Source organism: Nonomuraea polychroma (assembly GCF_004011505.1).
Lineage (GTDB): Bacteria > Actinomycetota > Actinomycetes > Streptosporangiales > Streptosporangiaceae > Nonomuraea > Nonomuraea polychroma.
Genome location: NZ_SAUN01000001.1, coordinates 1,753,378 through 1,772,543, shown reverse-complemented (window position 1 = coordinate 1,772,543; position 19,166 = coordinate 1,753,378). Strand labels below are relative to the sequence as shown.

The 19,166-nt window shown below is 71.2% G+C and carries 16 protein-coding genes; 4 read left to right on the top strand and 12 right to left on the bottom strand.

Annotation, left to right across the window (positions count from 1 at the left end; genetic code table 11):
* Positions 1 to 59 precede the first annotated feature (59 nt).
* The gene (locus EDD27_RS07735; RefSeq protein ID WP_127931752.1) at positions 60 to 695 is read left to right on the top strand and encodes a DUF305 domain-containing protein; all 636 of its coding nucleotides are present in this window, start codon (positions 60 to 62) and stop codon (positions 693 to 695) included.
* Entirely contained in the window at positions 695 to 2,170 is a 1,476-nt protein-coding gene (locus EDD27_RS07730) for a phytoene desaturase family protein (RefSeq protein ID WP_127940556.1), read from the top strand. The genes EDD27_RS07735 and EDD27_RS07730 overlap by 1 nt, the downstream gene beginning before the upstream one ends.
* A gap of 275 nt (positions 2,171 to 2,445) precedes the next feature.
* Here the strand turns inward: EDD27_RS07730 and EDD27_RS07725 are convergent, their stop codons facing one another.
* From EDD27_RS07725 to EDD27_RS07700, 6 genes are all read right to left on the bottom strand, one after another.
* Positions 2,446 to 3,504, bottom strand: a complete 1,059-nt coding sequence (locus EDD27_RS07725; protein ID WP_127931751.1) for a threonine aldolase family protein — start codon at positions 3,502 to 3,504, stop codon at positions 2,446 to 2,448.
* Positions 3,501 to 4,130 carry an SDR family NAD(P)-dependent oxidoreductase gene (locus tag EDD27_RS07720; RefSeq protein WP_127931750.1) on the bottom strand — a complete coding sequence of 210 codons (630 nt, stop codon included), beginning with the start codon at positions 4,128 to 4,130 and terminating at the stop codon, positions 3,501 to 3,503. The genes EDD27_RS07725 and EDD27_RS07720 overlap by 4 nt, the downstream gene beginning before the upstream one ends.
* Positions 4,127 to 6,193, bottom strand: coding sequence for a DUF6421 family protein (locus EDD27_RS07715; RefSeq protein WP_127931749.1), 2,067 nt, complete (start codon positions 6,191 to 6,193; stop codon positions 4,127 to 4,129). The genes EDD27_RS07720 and EDD27_RS07715 overlap by 4 nt, the downstream gene beginning before the upstream one ends.
* Before the next feature lie 70 nt (positions 6,194 to 6,263).
* Positions 6,264 to 6,920 carry a response regulator gene (locus EDD27_RS07710; RefSeq protein WP_127931748.1) on the bottom strand — a complete coding sequence of 219 codons (657 nt, stop codon included), beginning with the start codon at positions 6,918 to 6,920 and terminating at the stop codon, positions 6,264 to 6,266.
* Positions 6,921 to 6,990: 70 nt separating this feature from the next.
* Positions 6,991 to 8,697 (bottom strand): serine/threonine protein kinase, encoded by a 1,707-nt coding sequence (locus EDD27_RS07705; RefSeq protein WP_127931747.1) that lies wholly within the window; start codon positions 8,695 to 8,697, stop codon positions 6,991 to 6,993.
* Positions 8,697 to 10,169 (bottom strand): hypothetical protein, encoded by a 1,473-nt coding sequence (locus tag EDD27_RS07700; RefSeq protein WP_127931746.1) that lies wholly within the window; start codon positions 10,167 to 10,169, stop codon positions 8,697 to 8,699. The genes EDD27_RS07705 and EDD27_RS07700 overlap by 1 nt, the downstream gene beginning before the upstream one ends.
* Positions 10,170 to 10,275: 106 nt before the next feature.
* Here EDD27_RS07700 and EDD27_RS07695 point away from each other — a divergent pair, with 106 nt between their 5' ends.
* The gene (locus EDD27_RS07695) at positions 10,276 to 12,297 is read left to right on the top strand and encodes a hydantoinase/oxoprolinase family protein (protein ID WP_127931745.1); all 2,022 of its coding nucleotides are present in this window, start codon (positions 10,276 to 10,278) and stop codon (positions 12,295 to 12,297) included.
* The gene (locus EDD27_RS07690) at positions 12,294 to 13,994 is read left to right on the top strand and encodes a hydantoinase B/oxoprolinase family protein (protein WP_127931744.1); all 1,701 of its coding nucleotides are present in this window, start codon (positions 12,294 to 12,296) and stop codon (positions 13,992 to 13,994) included. Before EDD27_RS07695 ends, EDD27_RS07690 begins: the two co-directional genes overlap by 4 nt.
* On the opposite strand, the gene EDD27_RS07685 is transcribed toward EDD27_RS07690, so the two are convergent.
* The 6 genes from EDD27_RS07685 to EDD27_RS07660 all read right to left on the bottom strand — a co-directional run bounded on the left by EDD27_RS07685 (position 13,937) and on the right by EDD27_RS07660 (position 19,042).
* Positions 13,937 to 14,521 (bottom strand): Uma2 family endonuclease, encoded by a 585-nt coding sequence (locus EDD27_RS07685; protein ID WP_127931743.1) that lies wholly within the window; start codon positions 14,519 to 14,521, stop codon positions 13,937 to 13,939. The two genes, EDD27_RS07690 and EDD27_RS07685, sit on opposite strands and share 58 nt — an antisense overlap.
* A gap of 63 nt (positions 14,522 to 14,584) precedes the next feature.
* Positions 14,585 to 15,223, bottom strand: a complete 639-nt coding sequence (locus EDD27_RS07680) for an adenosylcobinamide amidohydrolase (protein WP_127931742.1) — start codon at positions 15,221 to 15,223, stop codon at positions 14,585 to 14,587.
* Complete coding sequence (locus tag EDD27_RS07675) at positions 15,220 to 15,993, bottom strand: ABC transporter ATP-binding protein (protein WP_127931741.1); 774 nt, start codon at positions 15,991 to 15,993, stop codon at positions 15,220 to 15,222. Before EDD27_RS07675 ends, EDD27_RS07680 begins: the two co-directional genes overlap by 4 nt.
* The gene (locus EDD27_RS07670; RefSeq protein ID WP_127931740.1) at positions 15,990 to 17,024 is read right to left on the bottom strand and encodes a FecCD family ABC transporter permease; all 1,035 of its coding nucleotides are present in this window, start codon (positions 17,022 to 17,024) and stop codon (positions 15,990 to 15,992) included. Before EDD27_RS07670 ends, EDD27_RS07675 begins: the two co-directional genes overlap by 4 nt.
* A 2-nt stretch (positions 17,025 to 17,026) precedes the next feature.
* The gene (locus tag EDD27_RS07665; RefSeq protein ID WP_127931739.1) at positions 17,027 to 17,986 is read right to left on the bottom strand and encodes an ABC transporter substrate-binding protein; all 960 of its coding nucleotides are present in this window, start codon (positions 17,984 to 17,986) and stop codon (positions 17,027 to 17,029) included.
* A gap of 198 nt (positions 17,987 to 18,184) precedes the next feature.
* Positions 18,185 to 19,042, bottom strand: a complete 858-nt coding sequence (locus EDD27_RS07660) for a Gfo/Idh/MocA family protein (RefSeq protein WP_127931738.1) — start codon at positions 19,040 to 19,042, stop codon at positions 18,185 to 18,187.
* Positions 19,043 to 19,166: the final 124 nt, after the last annotated feature.

Sequence of the window (19,166 nt, the reverse complement as noted above, 5' to 3'; positions counted from 1 at the left end):
AAGAGCGATGTAAGCGTGCGATCACAGGCGCGCGAACAGGTGGGTACGCTGGACGAGCCATGGAAAAGCCCGTCAGGAATCCACTCCTCATCGTCTGCGGCGTGCTCGTGCTCGCCGCGGCCGCGTTCTTGTTGTTCGGCCGAGCGGGCACGCCCGGGGACTCCTCGCCCGAGGCCGGGTTCGCCCGCGACATGGCCGCGCACCACGCGCAGGCCGTGGACATGGCGTTCACGATCAGGGACAAGGGCCCCGCCAAGGAGGTCAGGAATCTGGCCTACGACATCATCTACACCCAGGCCAACCAGCGTGGCATGTTCATCGGCTGGCTGCAGCAGTGGGGGCTGGACCAGGCGACCGACCAGCGGCCGATGGCCTGGATGAGCGGCCACGGGCACGGCGGGGGCACCACGACCGCGCCCGGCACGATGCCCGGCATGGCGACTCCGGCGGAGCTGGCCAAGCTCAAGGAGGCGCAGGGCACGCAGGCCGAGATCCTCTTCCTGCAGCTGATGATCCGCCACCACGAGGGCGGCGTGGAGATGGCCGAGGGCGTGCTCAAGCTGTCCACCCGGCCTGAGGTCGTCAGCATGGCGCAGAAGATCGTCCAGGGGCAGAGCAGCGAGATCAAGCTCATGACCGACATGCTGCGCCAGCGCGGCGCCCAGCCTTATCCGTCCATACTGCCACCCCAGTGATGGACGCTGACGCGGTGGTCGTCGGCTCCGGCCCCAACGGGTTGGTCGCCGCGGTCACGCTGGCCCGTGCCGGGCGCAAGGTGCTGCTGCTGGAGGCGGCCGAGCGGTTCGGCGGCGGGCTGCGCTCCGGCGAGCTGACACTGCCGGGCCGGGTGCACGACCTCGGGGCGACCATCATGGCGATGGCGCTGGCATCGCCTGCGTTCCGGGAGCTCGGTCTCAAGGGGGGCGAGTCATCCGAAGAGGGCGAGTCCCACAGGGGCAGCGCGTTCCTGAGCGGGGTCCGGTTCGCCCATCCCGCGGTGCCCGCCGCCCATCCGCTGGACGACCGTCCCGCGGTGCTCGTGCACCGCGACCCGCGCCGCACCGCCGAGGCACTCGGGCGGGACGCGGGCGCGTGGCTGGCCACCGTCGGCGCGACGGCACGAGCCGGATTCCCGCTGGTGGAGCTGCTGCTCAAACCCTTGGGGCCGTGGCACGTGCCGCCGCGGGCGTTCGCGCAGGCGGCCAGATTCGGGCTCGCGGGTGCGCTGCCCGCCACGACGTTCGCCCGGCGGGCCTTCAGCACCGTGGAGGGGCGGGCGGTGATCGCGGGCATGGCCGCGCATTCCGTGCTCGACCTGCGCTCCCCCATCACCGCCGGCTACGGCTTGCTGCTGGCGTCCTTGACTCACCTGGTCGGCTGGCCGCTGGTGCGGGGCGGATCCCAGGTGCTGGCCGACGCGCTCGTGGCCGAGCTCAGGTCGCTGGGCGGGGAGGCGGTCGCGGGGCACAGGGTGCGCCGCCTGGCCGAGCTGTCGGCGCCGACCGTGGTGCTCGACGTGACGCCCCGGCAGCTCATCGCCATGACCGACCTGCCCGCGGGCTACCGCCGGCGGCTCGAACGGTTCCGCTACGGTCCCGGGGTGTTCAAGCTGGACTGGGCGCTGGACGGGCCCGTGCCGTGGCGGGATCCGGCGGTGGCGGACGCGGGCACCGTCCACCTGGGCGGCACGCTGGAGGAGATCGCGCTCAGCGAGGCGGAGATGGCGGCGGGGCGCCATTCGCCCCGGCCGTACGTGCTCCTCGTCCAGCCGTACGCGGCCGATCCGACCCGGGGCGGGCACACTCTGTGGGCTTACTGCCACGTTCCCCACGGCTCGGCGGTGGACATGACGGACGCCATCGAGACGCAGATCGAGCGGTACGCCCCGGGGTTCCGTGACCGCGTGCTGGCCCGGCACGCGATGGGGCCCGCGGACCTGGAAGCGGGCAATCCGAACCTGGTGGGGGGCGACATCGGGGGCGGGCTGGCGAGCCTGACGCAGTTCCTGCGCCGGCCTGTGTGGTCGCCTGCCCCATGGCGTACGCCCCTTCCCGGCGTGTTCCTGTGCTCGGCCTCGACGCCGCCGGGGGCCGGGACCCATGGGATGGGTGGCTGGCAGGCCGCCCGCCTGGCCCTGCGCCCCAACGCCCGCCACGCCGGCAAGCCCTGACGCGTCCCGGCCTCCGCCCCTGCATCTCCGCGCCCCAGCCTCCGGCCGCTCACCACACGGCACGACACCCGGCCGGCACCGCACCCACCTCATCCCGTCTCGCCGCACCGGTGCCGGTCGGCCGACGTGGACCCTCTTCGCCGCCTCTGCCTCCTGACGCCCCGCCCCGCGACGGCCGGGATGGAGCAGCAGGCCGTGGGGGTGCAGAAGGGACCGATGGTGGTGGTGCGGAGGCCGGTGGGGTGGCGCAGGTCTGGCCGCCAAGGCCCGGGGCGTCAGGAGGTGGCGGTGCGCATTTCCTCGGCGACGGCGGCGGCGAAGGCATCCACGTCGGCCTCCGTCGTGTCGAAGGCGCACATCCACCGCACCTCTCCCGTCGCCTCGTTCCAGGTGTAGAACCGGAACCGCTTCTGCAGCCGCTCCGTCACATCCCTGGGCAGGACGGCGAAGACGGCGTTGGCCTCCACCGGCCGGGGCACCGTGACGCCGGGGATGTCGCGCACGGCCTCGGCCAGGCGCCGCCCCATGGCGTTGGCCCGGCGCGCGTTCCGCAACCACAGGTCCCCCGACAACAGGGCCTCGAACTGCGCCGACACGAAACGCATCTTCGACGACAGCTGCATGAACGTCTTGCGGATGTAGTCCACCCCGGTGGCGGCCGAGGGGTTGAGCACGACGACGGCCTCGCCGTACAACAGGCCGATCTTGGTGCCGCCGAAGGACAGCACGTCCACACCGGCGTCCGTGGTGAGCGCCCGCATGGGCACGTCCAGCGCGGCCGCCGCGTTCGTCAGCCGGGAGCCGTCGAGGTGGACCAGCAGCCCGAGTTCGTGGGCGTGCGCGCAGATCGCGGCGACCTCGTCGGGCGTGTAGAGGGTGCCCAGCTCGGTGGTGTTCGAGATGGACACCACCCGCGGCTGGGCCCGGTGCACGTCGCCGAAGCCCCACGCCTGCCGGTCGATCAGCTCGGGCGTGAGCTTGCCGTCGGGCGTGGGGACGGTCAGGAGCTTGATGCCGCCGGCGACCTCGGGCGCCCCGCCCTCGTCGGTGTTGATGTGGGCGGTCTCGGCGCAGATGACCGCCTCCCAGTGCGCGGTCATGGCGCGGAGGGAGACCACGTTCGCGGCCGTGCCGTTGAACACCGGCCATGCCTGCGCCTGCTCGCCGAAGTGCTGCCGGAAGACGTCCTGCAGGGCCTCGGTGTACACGTCGTCACCGTAGGAGACCTGGTGACCGCCGTTGGCGGTCGCGATCGCCTGGAGGATCTCGGGGTGTACGCCCGCGTAGTTGTCGCTGGCGAACGCCTTGTGCTGGGGGTCGTGCCGGGGAATCAAGAAGTGAGGTCCAATCGAGTGCCGTTGATCTCGGCGGCCGGGCGGTCGTACAGGCCGCCGATCGCCGCCGCGAGATCGTTGACGTCGGTGAAGCCGGGGAAGCGCCCGTCCGGGTTGGCGGCCCGCATGGCGTCGTTGACCAGGGCCTTGACGACGAGGATCACCGCCGCGCTGTCCGTGCCGGACAGGGCGTCGGCGAGCGACAGCGTCCACGCCTCCGCCGCCGCCTTGGCCGCCGCGTACACGGCGCCACCGGCGGACGGCCGCTCGGCCGCCTTGGCGGAGACGATCACGAACCGGCCGTTGTCGCTGCGGCGCAGCAGCGGCTCGAAGGCCAGCGACACGTGCTGGAGGGTACGGATCAGCAGGTCGTGCAGGACGTCCCAGTCCTCGAGGCTGGTCTCGGCGAACGTGCTCGCCCCGCGCCACCCGCCGACCAGGTGCACCACGCCGTCCACCCGGCCGTACTCGCGGTCGATGCTCTCCGCCAGGCTCTGTACGGCCGCGCGGTCGAGGAGGTCGACGTCGCCCTTGTCGACACCGATCACGGTGTGACCATTTTTCCGGAAATATCCGGAGACAGCCTCACCCGTAGGCCCTCCAGCCCCGGTAACCAGAATGATCATGCTCGGAGTCCCTTGGTCGATTCGACGACTTCGCCCAGCTTACGGCGGAGCGCCTCGTAGAACATGCTCAGCGGGAACTCGTCCGGCAGCACCGCGTCCACCTTGGCCTTCTGCTCCTCGGGCAGCGCCCCGATCCCCTTCGCCCAGGTCGAGCCCGGGTGCGGCGCGACATAAGAGCTCACCAGCTCGTACGCCGCCAGCCAGTGCGCCAGCTTGGACCGGTCGATGCTGTCCCGGTAGAGCTTCTCCACCTCGCCCCGCAGGTCGGCCACCCCGTCCGCGACCCGCTCCCAGTCGATCGACAGCCGGTTGTCGGTCCACCGCACGACGTCGTTGCGATGCAGGTAGGCGAAGAGCAGCTGCCCGCCGAGCCCGTCGTAGTTCCGCACCCGGTCCCCGCTGATCGGGAACCGGAACAGCCGGTCGAACAGGATCGCGTGCTGGACGTACCTGGCGTGCGGCACCCCCTGCCGCTCCAGCTCCACCGCCTCGCCGAACGCGGTCAGGTCGCAGCGCAGCTCCTCCAGCGAGTACAGCCAGTACGGCATCCGCTGCTTGATCATGAACGGGTCGAACGGCAGGTCCCCGTGGCTGTGCGTGCGGTCGTGGATCAGGTCCCACAACACGAACGTGTCCTGCGCGAGCTGCTGTGAGGCCAGCAGCCTGGCGGCGTCCGGCGGCAGCTCGAGCTTGAGCGTGCCGGCCGCCGCCGTGGAGACCCGCCTGAACCTGGCGGCCTCGCGGTCGGCGAAGATGCCGCCCCAGGTGAAGCGGGCAGGCGCCTGGCGCACGGCCACCGTCTCGGGGAACAACACGGCGGAGTGCGTCTCATAGCCGGAGGTGAAGTCCTCGAACGCGATCGGCACGAACATCGGGTTGTCGTAGCCGGTGGCCTCCAGCCTGGCCAGCCAGTCCGGCCAGATGGTCCGGATCCAGACGGCCTCCAGGTTGCGGTTGGGGTTGCCGTTCTGGGTGTACATGGGGAACACCACGACGTGCTCCAGGCCGTCCACGCGCTGGGTGTCGGGGTGGAAGAGGTCGAGCGAGTCGAGGAAGTCGGGCACGCCGAGACCCTGGTCGGCCCACTTCGCGAGGTCGTGCTGGACGGCCTGGAGGTAGGCCGCGTCATGGGGGAAAAATGGCGCTATTTCGCCTACGTGCTCGGCGATCTCGCCCACCAGCGCCTTGGCACGGTCCTTGGACTCCTCCGGCACCGAACCGTCCTTGACCTGGAGCGGCCTGAGCTCCTCGACGGCCGCCTTGAGCCGGGCGAACAGGGCGCCCTTGGACTCCTCGCGCGAGCCGGCGGCACCGCCGCCCTCTGGGACGCGGGCGGCCCAGGTGATCACGTTCCCCCAGAGCCTGCGGTGGTCGTGGTCGTCGATGGAGTCGTCGCCGAACAGGTCGGAGTCGGCGAACACGACCACGCGGCCCCGGCCGTGCCGCACGGCGACCGCCAGCGGCGCGCCCGCCGGATCGGCGGTGGAGGAGGTCTCGAAGAGCACGGTCGCGTCGGCGGGCGAGGTCAGGACGCCGGTGCGGTAGAAGCAGGCCGTCTTGACGCCGGCGAGCAGCCCGTCCGTGGTGGCGCGGGTGGCGAGCACCCAGGTGGCCACGTCCCGGTGCGCGTTCCTCGGGTCGCGCACCGTCGTGTGCTCCACCCCGGTCCCGAACCGCCCGAGCAGCTCACGCAGGTTGTTGCCGTACTTGTCCTGCTCCTCCTCGGCCAGCACCACCAGCCCGCCGCCGCCGGCCACGTACGCCTCGATCGCGTCCAGCTCGGCGGCGGAGAAGACGGGGCTGCCCTGTCCGGTGGTGCGTTCCCACCGCTCTCCTGACGGGTGCGCGATCACCAGAACGTCCTGCTCGGCGAGGGCCGCGGCGTCGAGCGGGCCCGACGTGTGAGCGACCACGGTGTGCCCCAGGTGCCGCAGCACCCCGGCCGCGCGGGCATAGCTGTTGTCATCGGGATGCGCGGGGTTGATGGCCTCGGCCACCTCGCGCCGGATGGTCCACGACTCGCTGTGGGCCTCGTCGAACAGGACTCGGGGGAACGCTTGCATGAAATATCTCCTGCATCTACCGCCTTATGCAGGAAAATATACACATAGACCCCCAGTGCCTCGTCAAACCTCAGGCGGCCCCCGGCCGGACGACACCCGTCTCGTACGCGAACACCACCGCCTGGGCCCGGTCCCGCAGGGAGAGTTTCATCAGCACCCGCGCCACATGCGTCTTGACCGTCGCCTCCCCCACGTACAGCTCCCCGGCGATCTCCGCATTGGTCAGGCCGCGGGCGAGCAGCCGCAGCACCTCCAGCTCGCGCGGGGTCAGCTCGGCCAGCATGGGCGAGGGCGTCGGATCGGCCCGGCCGGCGAAGGTGGCGATCACCCGGCTGGTCACGGCCGGGTCGAGCAGCGCGTCACCGGCGTGCACCACCCTGATCGCCTCGAGCAGCTGCTCCGGCGGCGAGACCTTCAGCAGGAAGCCGCTGGTGCCGGCGCGTAAGGCGGCGTAGAGGTTCTCGTCGGTGTCGAACGTGGTCAACGTGATGACCTTCGGCGGGGACGGCGTGTCGAGGAGCTCCTTGGCCGCGGACAACCCGTCGAGTCTGGGCATCGAGATGTCCATGAGGACGATGTCCGGGCGCGTGCGCCGGGCCACGGCGACGGCCTCGCGCCCGTCGGCGGCCTCACCGACGACTTCCATGCCGGGGTCGCTGTCGACGACCATACGCAACCCGGCCCTGACCATCGCCTGGTCGTCGGCGATGACTATGCGAATGCCCACAAGCCGGAGGGTAGACGCCCGGCGCCTGCCTTGAATACCCAGGCCAAGCCGTACACAAGTGAGTCACAAGTCACGAGACGTGGACGCTCTGCCGGATGCGGGTCTGGGTGGCGTCGTCACAGGTGGTCTTGGCGCAGAAGTACATCACGAGCATGGTCTTGGGCCGGCGGTCGATCACGTAGCTCACGAAGCCCAGCCTGGTGCCGGACGCGGGATCGCGCAGCGAGCCGTCGAAGCGGGTGGCGGGGCTGTTGCCGGCCTGGTCCGGCACGGGCTTGCCGACGTCGACCTCGCCCGGCAGCAGAACCTCCATCTTGGCCTTCATCTGCTCGGCGTCGCCGCCGGGGTCGAGGGTGTCGGAGGTCTGGACGTACACGCCGGAGGCGGCCTCCGGGTCCTCGGTGACGATCTGGGAGATCTTCGACCAGTCGGCACCGGGGCCGGCCACGAACAGGGCCTCGAACTCCGAGGCGTGCGGCGAGGCCACCGCGAACAGGTCGCGGTGCGTGCGTACCGTCCAGTCGCCTGGATACTCGAACGTCAGCGGTGCGGCGGTGCTGGTCTGGTAGCGGGACCAGGTGTCGCCGCGGTGATTCAAGATGATGAACGCGACCAGCGCGAGTGCGGCGACGGCGGCGACCAGCGTGGCGGCCACGATCGGGACGCGGCCCGGGCGCTTCTTCCCCCCGGGCCCCGAGGGGTGCGTGGGCGGCGACGGCGCCCTGCCCGTGGCGGGCTGCGCGAACGGCGCCGCGAGCGGAGCCGGTCCCGAGCGCGCGGCGTGCGCCCCGGGGCTTCCGTCCGGCACGGAGTGCGGCCCGGAGCCGGGACCCGCGGCGGGCACGGGGTGCGGCCCCGAGTGCGGGCTGCCGCCGGGACGCGGGACGAGGGGCGCCCCGCCGGCGTCGGACGGGGACCAGCCGGCGGCGTCGGGACGGGGCCCGCCGACCGCATCGCGCAGCGCCGACACGAACTCGGTGCAGGTCACGAAGCGCTGCTCGGGCGACTTGGCCAGGGCGCGCATCATCACGGCGTCGATCTCCGGCGGCAGGTCCGGCCTGAGCTGCGACAGCGGTGTGGGCTGCTCGGCCAGATGCGCCCACAGCAGCGCGATGTCGTTCTCGCGCTGGAACGGCAGCCGCGCCGACAGCGACTCGTAGACCACGCAGGCCAGCGCGTACTGGTCGCAGCGACCGTCGATGTGCTCCTTGTTAATCTGCTCGGGCGACATGTACCGGGGCGTGCCGATGAACTGGTCGGTCTGGGTCAGCCCGGAGATCGACGAACGATGCTTGGTGATGCCGAAGTCGGTCAGGTAGACGTGGTTGCCGGCCAGCAGGATGTTGGCCGGTTTCACGTCACGGTGGATGAGGTCGTGCGCGTGGGCGGCGTCGAGGGCGGCGGCCACCTGGGCGAAGATCTGGTTGGCCGGCCCGATCGGCAGCGGCCCCCGGTCGTAGATGAGGCGGCGCAGGTCGAGGCCGTCGACGTAGCGCATGGCGATGTAGAGCACGCCGTCGGCGTCGGCGTTGGCCTCGTAGATCGGGATGATGTTGGGATGCTCGATGCTGGCGACCGTCCTGGACTCCAGGATGAACCGCTGCCTGAACCGGTCGTCGACGCTGAGCACCGGGTTGAGGATCTTCAGCGCCACGCGGCGGCTCAGCCTGGGGTCGAGCGCCAGGTAGACGACGGCCATGCCGCCCTTGCCGACGATGTCCTCGATGTAATACCCGGCCACCTCCTGGCCGATGAGCGATCTTTCGTTCAATTGCATCACGTCTCGATGGGGTGACCGCAGTAGCCGCAGAAACGATGCGCCGGTCCGAGCCTCATGCCGCACGACGTGCAGTATTTGACTCCCGGATCGGGCGCGGTCATCACCTGCTGCTGCTGCGGGACCGCTTGGAACGACTGCGACCGCCGCACGACCACGGTCTGGTTGGCGCCGTCGTCGAGGTCGAGCGGTGGACCGGCCGCCAGCGGCTGCTGTGGCGGTCCTGTCGATTCATCCGGAGTGCGGCGGCGCCACAAGAAATACGCTCCGCCCCCGGCCGCCAGGAAAAGTATCGCCGCCGCCACGATGAACGGCCACAGCGGCATGGACCCGGCCGGCTCGGCCGCCGCCCGCTTGGTGCCCTGGTCCTCGGGGCCGCCCCGCTTGGCCAGCGAGGTCTTCAGCAGGCCCGCGGCGACCACGTTGCCGGGGTAGAGCTCGAGCACGCGCTGGAAGCCCGGCGCTGCCTCGGTGTAGTAGTTGGTGTGATAGCGGGTCAGTGCCGCCTCGAACGCCGTGTCGATGGCGCCCCGGCGCGGCACCACCTTGGCCTGGGTCAGGATGCCGGTGATCTCCCTGATCCCGATCATCTTGCCTTCCTTGCCGCCGCCGACCAGCAGGCCGATGACGTGGCCCTCCTTGTCGCCGATCACCGGCGCGCCCACGAGGCCCTTGTCGGCCAGGCCGCCCAGCTTGACCGGCTCGTCCACCTTCTTCTCCGGGTCGGCGAACGGCCTGCCGGTCGCGCCCTGGCCGCCGCCCTTGCTCAGATGGGCGATCTCGACGGTGTGCTGCACGTTCGGCCCCGGCCGGCCGAGGAAGCCCGCGATGCTGGTCGGCGAGCCCTCCTGCTCGGGCACCTTGTCGGCGAGCGGCGCGGTCGGCATGCCGACGCCGCCGGCGACCGGGGTGACGGGCACCAGCACGGCCGGGCTGTCGGGGTCGGGACCTGCCTTGATGCACTTGACCTTGAAGCCTTCGGTGCTGGCCGGCGACACGTTGGGGAAGGCCGTGATCTCGGTGGTGACCTTGATGATGCAGGTGGCGGTGTCGCTCTTGGGCGGGTAGCAGGCCTGCAGATGGCGGTTGAGCCGGTCGTCGGAGAGCTTGTGCTTGTCGTAGTCGGCGGGGATCTTCACCTTGTGGTGCTCGGCGAAGATCTTGTTGGCCGCGTAGACGGCCACGTCGTTGTCGTTCACCGCGAAGCGCCGCAGCCCGACGATAGTCCCGTCGGGGTTGACCACGGTCCCCGTGCCCTGCCCGAACGGGATGTCGTAGGACCGCTCCACGTGTTTCAGCTCGCCGATGTGGTCGAGCAGGGTGATCTCCACGTGGGACACGGCTTCCACGCGGACCACGGCCGGGGTCACCAGGTCCGTGATGCCGCTCGGGTGCTCGTGCGCCGCCACCGGTAACGCGGTCAGCGCCAGTGCCACCGCGATGCCACCGGCCAGAGCTGTGAGGCGCGCCATCTCTCCGCTCCCAACACCAGGATTAGAACCAGGGTCCCAATCACCTGTAGTAAGTCAATAGACCACTCCGTAGACAAGCGCTTGTTAGGGGGCGTAACGTACCCGAGTGGCCTACGCGATCGGCGTCGATGTCGGCGGCACCTTCACCGATGTGGTCCTTCGCGGCACCTCCGGCGCGGTTTCCGTGGTCAAGTGCTTGAGTACCCACTACGACCCCATCGCGGGAATCGTCTCCGGCGTTACGCGTGTGCTCGGCGAACGCGATCCCGCCCAGGTCACCCGGGTGGTGCACGCGACCACGCTGGCCACCAACGCCGTGCTCGAGCGCAAGGGCGTGCGCGTCGCCTACGTCACGACTCAGGGCTTCCGCGCGGCCGTCCCGCTCGGCCGCTACGCGCGGGTCGAGGAGGACCGGTACGACCTGCGCTTCACCCCGCCCCCTCCCCCGGTCGCCGCGGCGGACTGCTTCGAGGTCGTGGAGCGGATCTCGGCGCGCGGCGAGGTGCTGACGCCACTGGACCCCGATTCCGTACGGCGCGTGGCCGCGGAGATCGCCCGGCGCGGCATCGAGTCGGCGGCCGTGTGCCTGCTGCACGCCTACGCCAACCCCGGCCACGAACGGCAGGTGGCGGCGATCCTCCGGGAGACCGTCCCCACCGTGGTGACCTCGTCGGAGGTGTGGCCGGAGATCCGCGAATACGAGCGCGCCACCACCACCATCATGTCCGCATATATCGGTCCATTGATGGCCTCCTATCTGTCGCGGCTCCGCGATCGGCTGGCCGACGTCGGCATCCACGCCCCCATCCACGTCATGGAGTCGAGCGGCGGCGTCATCTCCGCCGAACTGGCCGCCAGGCGGGCGGTGGCCACGATCGAGTCCGGGCCGGCGGCGGGGGTGCTGGCGGCGGCGGGGACCGGGTTCGCGGACGTGATCTCGTTCGACATGGGCGGCACCACCGCCAAGGCCTGCGTGGTGCGCGGCGGCCGGCCGGAGATCACCCACGAGTTCCACGTGGGCGGCAAGGGCAGCTTCGGCGGCCGGCGGGCGGGCACCGGCGTGCCGATCAAGACCCCCGCCATCGACCTGGCGGAGGTCGGGGCGGGCGGCGGCAGCATCGCCTGGCTCGACGCGGCAGGCGCCCTGCGTGTGGGCCCGCACTCGGCCGGGTCCTCCCCCGGCCCGGCGTGTTACGGGCTGGGCGGCTCGGAGCCGACGGTCACGGACGCGAACCTGGTGCTCGGCTACCTCTCCTCCGCCTCGATCCCGTTGTCGCCGTCGCTGGCGGACAAGGCCCTCGACCGGCTGGCAGGACCGCTCGGGGTGTCACGGGAGGGGGCCGCGTACGCCGTGCACGAGATCGTGAGCGCCGCCATGGCGTCGGCGGTGCACGTGGTGACGGTGCAGCGCGGGATCGATCCGCGCGGCTTCGCCCTGGTGGCCTTCGGCGGCGCCGGGCCCATGCACGCGGCCAGGGTGGCGGAGCGGTTCAGGATCTCCACCGTGGTGGTGCCCGCGTACTGCGGGGTGGCCTCGGCGGCGGGCCTGCTGGCCGGGGATCTGTCCACCGACCGGGTGCTGTCCCGGCTGGACGCGGGCGACCCGGAGCCGATCTTCACCGAGCTGGCCGCGGACGCCGCCGCCGACCTGGGCGTCCCTCCGGCGGATCCGGCGGTTACGGTGCTGCGGTCAGTGGACGTCCGCTTCAAGGGCCAGTCCCACGACCTGACCGTGGAGTGGTCGCCCTCGACCGAGGTGCTCGCATCCCGCTTCTTCGAGCGATATCGGCAGGTATACGGGATCACCCAACAGGGCGAGATCGAGCTGGTCAGCTACCGCGTCCGCGTGACGACCCCCGCCGACCGCCCCCTGCCCACCGACCGGCACCTCCCCGCCGACGCGTCCCTTCCGTCCGGCGCGGACCGCCCCGCCCCCCGGCAGGCGTACTTCCCCGAGCTGGGCGGCTACGTCGAGATCCCGGTGCACACCAGGGACACCATGGGCGGTGTCCTCCCCGGCCCGGCCGTCATCGAGGACGCCGAGTCCACCATCGTCGTCCCGCCCGCCTGGATCGCGACCCTCACCGAGTCCCGCGCCGTGCACCTGACACCCGGGAGCGGCAGATGACCGACGCCCTGACCGCCGAGGTGCTCAGGAACGCGCTGGTGGTGGCCGCGGAGGAGGCCAGCATCGTGGTGGTGCGCTCGGCGTACTCGACCTTCATCGTCGAGGGCTCCGACGCCTCCGCCGCCGTCCTGGACGCCCGGGGACGCCTGATCGCCCAGTCCATGGCCACCACGCTCATGAACAGCATGGCGCTCAAGGTGGCCCTCCCCGAGCTGATCAAGGACATCCCGCTGGACACGATGCGCCCCGGCGAGGCGTACGTGCTCAACGACGCCTACCGGGGCGGCGTCCACACCAACGACCTGCTCGTCTACCGCCCGGTCTTCGTCGACGGCAGCCCCGCGTACTTCACCGGCACCATGATCCACGTCTCGGACCTGGGCGGCCTGTCGGCAGGCGGGATGGCCCCGCTGGCCACGGACGTCTTCCTGGAGGGCCTGCAACTCCCGCCGGTACGCCTGGCGACCGCGGACGGGATCGACCCGGCCATCGAGGCCGTCCTGCGGGCCAACAGCCGCACCCCGGACAAGGTCATGGGGGACGTACGGGCCCTCGTGGCCGGCACGGCGGTGGCCGCGGCCCGACTGGAGGCGCTGATCGGCGAGTACGGGGTGGACGGGCTGGCGGCAGGGGTCGGCGACTACCTGGACTACACCGAGGCCAGGACCCGCGCCTCCCTGGCCGAGCTGCCGGAGGGCCGGTTCGAGGCGGCGTACCCGATCGATGACGACGGCATAAATCCCGAAAAATCGCACCACATCCGCGTCGCCGTCACCCTCGACGCCGCCCAGGCCGTGCTGGACTTCGCGGGCACGGACCCGCAGGTCCCCGCCGCCATCAACGCCTCCGCCTCGCAGTCCCTGGCGGCGGCCGTCTTCGCGATCCGCTGCTTCCTGGACCCGGCGATCCCCATGAACGACGGCTGCCTGCGCGCCATCGAGGTGCGCCTGCCGGAGGGCTCCCTGCTCAACGCCCGCTCCCCGTATCCGTGCGGCGGCCGGTACGTCCCCATCTACGCCGCCATGGAGGCCGTCTTCCAGGCGCTGTCCGAAGCGGTGCCGGAACGGGCGATCGCGCCCAGCGGGATCCTGCAGCCGTTCTCGATCGCCGCGGTCGGCGCGCCGTACTGGATCCATCTGTCCTACGACTTCGGCGGCGTCGGCGCCCGCCAGGGGCTGGACGGGCCGGACGCGACGGGCGTGCACTTCGGCATCGGCCGCAACTCGGTGCCGCAGGTGGAGCCGGTGGAGAGCCGATGCCCGCTGATCGTCGAGTCCATCGAGACGATCCCGGATTCGGGCGGTCCCGGGCGGTATCGCGGCGGGCTGGGCTCGCGGACCGTCTACCGTTTCCTGGCCGACTGCCACGTCACGACCCGCGGCGACCGCCTCCGCCTCCCACCCCCGGGCCGGGACGGCGGGCTACCGGGGCGGCTGGGCGGCTTCTACAAGCGGCACCTGGACGGGACGGTGGAACGGCTCGCATCGAAGGTGAACAATGTCCGGTTCGCGGCCGGCGAGGCGTTCATCGTGGAGACGACAGGCGGCGCTGGCCTCGGCCCTCCAGCCGAACGGGACCGCGCGGCAATCCTGGCCGACCTCGAGGCTGGGCGCGTCACGCCTCGAGGAGCGGCCGAAGACTACGGGTTGGAGACTGGTCGACCGATCAAGTCGGCGGGATCGAAACTGACAGCGTAGGGCGACGGCAGAGTGACCGTGGTCCCAGCCTTGTGGGTGATGGGCTCTTTGTAGGAGTCACCATCGAGTTCGTAGACGTAGAGCGTCGGCCCGTCGGGATCGACGCGCCAGTAAAGGGGAATGCCCGCCGCTGCGTATGCCAGCGGTTTGGTCGCTCTGTCGAGCAACTGACTAGTAGGGCTGACCACCTCCACAGCTAGTAGCAGATCGCTGGGCGCGAACATGAGCCCTACCGCGTCAGCCACCGCCACGGGCACCACGACAAGGTCGGGGATGTAGAAGTCCTCGTTGCTTGGGCGGACGTTGACGGTTGACAGAGGCTCCAGCTCAGGCGGCGCCGCATCATCGAGAATGCGCTGCAGCCGGAAGATAATGCGCTGGTGTAGGGGGGTAGGGGCAGGGCTCACCACTAGGCTCCCGTTGAAGAGCTCATAATGCTTTCCGTCGACCGGAAACCTCAGCAGCTCGTCGACAGTGAGCGTCCTTGGAAGGACTACGCGCCCCCGGGTCGGTTCGATCGTTGCCATTGCGGTCACCCACTCAGTATCGGGAGTCTCGCCCTCGCCCACATGCTACTTACCCGAATTCCTTCACCCTGAGTCACGAGGCCGCCACGCTTCGGCGCCGCGCCGCACAGCCGCGTGAACGGCCCGCGCCACCCGAGCCCCCCACTCCGACCGCGGCCCCCCGAACAACTCCTCCGGCCCATCGGCGGGCACGGCCACGCACACGGCGTCCGACGCCGTCCCCGTGCAGGGGAACCCCGCCTCGATCAACGCCTGCGACTTGGCCTCCGTGACCGTCATCACGGCGTTGACCAGCGCCGCATCGGTCATGGCGACAGGCACCACGGTGACGATGTTGATGGTCCCGACCCGCATGGGCGCCAGCTCCGGATCCTCGAACCCCTCCGGCGCCGCCGCCCAGGTCGGCACCCGGAGCCCCACGGTCGCGAAGGCCTCCACTCCGCCGTCGGCGGCCCGCACGTACCGGTCCACCGACGCGGCGGTCATCATGCCCACGCCCTCTCCCCCAGGACCTAACGAGCGGAGATGATCGACCGGGTCCATCCGCGCATACCCGGCCACGACCTGCGCGTTCAGCACCCATTCCCGCGCCCCGATCCCCCCGCCGAGCAGCGCCGAGGAGATCATCCGCCACCCGGGCCCGAACTCCCACAGCAGCGCACCGAGCCGGGCACCCTCCTCCACCCGATACGTCAGCTTCACGGTCCTCCCCTGACCAGGTGCACGACAGGCCGCCCGTCCGGCCCCGGCTCGATCTTGACATGGGCGTCGAAGTGCCGTCCCACCAATTCCTCGGTCAGCACCTGGTCGGGCTTGCCGGAGGCGGCCGCGTGCCCATCGGCGAGCAGCAGCAGCGCGTCGGCGTACAGGCCCGCGACGGTCAGGTCGTGCATGGTGGTGACGACGGTGAGCCCGTCGGCCCGCCTGAGCCGGTCCACCAGCTCCAGCACCTGCTGCTGGTGCCCGAGGTCGAGCGCGGTGGTCGGCTCGTCGAGCAGCAGCACGGGCGCCTGCTGGGCGAGCGCCCTGGCCAGCACCACCCGCTGCCGCTCCCCGCCGGACAACTCGCCGACGTGGCGGGTGGCGAGGGCGGTCAGGTCCAGCCGGTCGAGCACGGACGCGGTGACCTCCCGGTCGTGGCGGCTCTCGCGCCCCAAATACGGGATGTACGGCGTCCGTCCCAGCAACGCGTAGTCGAAGACCGTCATGTCGGGCGGCAGGGCGGGCGTCTGCGGCGCGTACGCCAGGAGCCGGGCGCGCTCCCGCGGTTTCAGCCCCGCCCCCGGCCGCCCGGACAACGTGACGTCGCCCCGGTGCGCGACCAGCCCCATGACGGCCTTGAGCAGGGTGGACTTGCCGGCTCCGTTGGGCCCGATGATCGCTAGCCATTCGCCCCTGCGTACCCGCAGATCGACGTCGCGGACGACCTCGCGCTCGCCGAGCCGTACGGACAGGCCCCGCGTCTCGATCATGTGACGGCCCGCCGGGTCATGCGCAGGACCGTCACGAAGAACGGCGCTCCCACGAACATCGTCACCACGCCGATCGGCAGCTCGGCGGGCGCGAGCACGGTGCGGGCGACGAGGTCGGCCAGCACCAGGAAGGCCGCGCCGCCGATGAGCGACAGCGGCAGCACGATCCGGTACGAGCCGCCCGCGAGCCGCCGCACCACATGCGGCACGACGATGCCCACGAACCCGATCAAACCGCTCACGGCCACAGCCGCCGCGGTGGCCAGCGACGCCGCCAGCAACACGGTGAAGCGCACCCTGCCGGCCCGCAGGCCCAGGCTCGTGGCCTCCTCGTCGCCCACCGAGAGCACGTCCAGCATGCGCCCGTGCAGCAGGAGCAGCACCGAGGACACGGCGGCGTACGGGAGCACCAGCCACAGCTGGTCCCACCCGCCGCCGACGTCCCCGAGGATCCACGAGTAGATACGCTGCAGCTCCTCGACCTTGAACTGCTGCACGAACGTCTGGATCGCGGTCAGGAACGACGTGACCGCCACCCCGGCCAGCACCAGCGTGGCGGTGCCGCCCGCGCGTCCGGCCGTGTTGCCGAGCGTATAGGCGAGGAACACGCCGCCCACCGCCCCGGCGAACGCCGCGACCGGGATGCTCCCGGCCACGGCCGGCAACGCCACGATGGCCAGTGTCGCGGCGAGTCCTGCCCCGGCGGCGGCGCCCAGCAGGTACGGATCGGCGAGCGGATTGCGGAACACCCCCTGGTACGCGGCCCCGGCCATGGCCAGCAGCCCGCCGACCACGGCCGCGACGAGCACCCTGGGCAGCCGCAGCTCGTACAGCAGCCCCTGCTCGACGGGCGCGAGCCCCGAGTCGACGTGGACGAGCGGCAACCAGTCCATCGCCTGGAGCAGCACCTGCCACGGCGAGATGTCGGCGGCCCCGTCGAGGAGCCCGGCGACCATGGACACGGCCAGCACGCCGAGGGCGCCCGCCACCCAGAGGGGTCTGGCCCTGGACAGGCCGGCCTGCGTGGTCATGCTCAGCTCGCGCCGTTCTTGACGGCCGCGCCGATGGTCTCGGCGAGCTGGACGATGCGCGGCCCCCACCGGGAGGCGATGTCGTCGTCGAGCTGGATGACCCGGTCGTTCTTGATGGCCGACAGGTTCGCCCAGCCCGGCCGCTTCGCCAGCGTCTCCTTGCTCTGCCGGCAACACTTGACGTCGGCCAGGAAGATCAGGTCGGGGTCGGACTGGGCCACGAACTCGGCCGACAGCTTGGGATACCCGCCGGCCGCGTCGGGCGCCTTGTCCGCGATGTTGGTGAGGCCGAACATCGCGTAGATCTGCCCGATGAAGGTCTGCGAGGTCGCCGCGTACGGCGTCTGGTCGAGCTCGTGGTAGTAGCTGAGCTTCTTGTCCTTGGGCGCCTCGGCGGCCAGCTTGTCCATGGCCGTCTTCATGCCGGAGACGACCTCTTCGGCCTTGGCCTTGTTGCCGGTGGCCGCGCCGAGCTCGGTGATCTCTTCGTACGCCTCGTCGATCTTGGTGGCGGCCGGCTGGTGCAGGACCGGCACGTTGAGCTTGCCGAGCTCGGCGACGACCTTGTCGAGGTCGTCGGAGACGACGACCAGGTCGGGCTTCTGGGCCACGATGGCCTCGACGTTCGGCTTGAAGCCGGACAGGTCGGTCTTGGGGGCCTCGGCCGGGTAGTTCGACTGGCTGTCGACCGCGACGACCTGCGGGCCCGCGCCGATGGCGAACAGGGTCTCGGTGTGGGTGGCCGAGAGGGAGACGATCCGCTCCGGCTTCTTGGTGAGCGTCACCTTGCCGTTGCCCGCCTCGATCGTGACGGGGAAGTCCGCGGAGGCGGAGGCGGAGGCGGGAGCGGAGGTGGTGGCGGGGGCCGAGGTGGGGGTGGCTGTGGTGCCGGACTGACCGCATCCGGCCAGCACCAGCGTTCCCAGCAGCGCGCCCGCGAAGGCCGTGCGTACGGGCCTCACGAGAAGTCCTTTCACACTGTCGGAACCGAGAGACCCGCGATGAGCGACGGATCACCCTTTTCCACGAGGGTTGATGACGTCAGCGCAGAGGCAGGCGACCTGGCTATGACAGTTGCGGGACAGCGCCGGACTCGCACCGGACTTCGCTGCGCACTGCGCGTCGGACAAACGCTATCAATGTCCTGAATCCCGCCACCGTCAAGGGGCGAGTTGGGTCTCCGCCTCGGCGATGATCCGCTGCAGCCTGAGCCCGTGGGCGGCGTCGAGGGGGTGGCCGCCGCCGTTCCGCACGGTCGTGGCGAACTCCTCGGCGATCATGTCCATGGGGTCGTCGTCGAACGGCAGCAGGACGGCGTTGCCGGTGCGGCCGTACACGGCGAACGTGGCGGGCGGCAGGTCGCCGACGGCGGCCATGCACAGCGACGCCTCGGAGACCGCGCCGCCCTCGTGCTCGAGCAGCAGGCCGGTCCAGCCGAGCGAGCGGCCGTGCGCGCGCACGCCGGTCACCGGGCCGAGCGCGGCGTCCAGCAGGTCGATCACGTGCGGGCCGACGTCGAGCAGCGCGCCGCTCTCCAGCCGCCACGGCGTGGCGAAGGGGTGGTCGCCGAGGAGGGCGCCGGAGATGTTGGCGGCGTGGCCGCCGAACGGCTGGATCTCGCGGCAGCGGGCGAGGAAGGTGCGGGTCTGGACGGCGTACCGCAGGGTGAGGACCATCTGGGAGGCCACGCCCGCCTCCGCGACGGCGCCGGCCAGCCTTTGCGCCCTCTCGAGGGAGTCCGCCAGGGGTTTCTCCAGCAGCAGCGCCTTGCCGGCGCGGGCGGCGCGGACGCCGAGCTCGGCCTGCACGGCGGGCGGCACGCAGAACGCCACGGCCTCGCAGACGTCGAACAGCTCCTCGATCCGCTCGAACACAGGCACGCCGAGCTCCGCGGCCGCCTCGGGGCGCCGGGCCCACACGCCGGCCAGCCGCGTGTGCGGCCCCTTGGCCAGCATGGGCGCGTGCGCCATCCGGGCCCACGGCCCCGCCCCGATCAACCCGACCGCCACCGGCTCCATGAAACCTCCCAAGGTCACCCTATTGGGCATACATCCCGCACTTGGCCCGATCAAGGCCTCCTCCTTGAGGAGGAAATCGGCGGCGTTCCGGTTATTTCGCTGATCGGCTCGGCCTCCCCCGAGT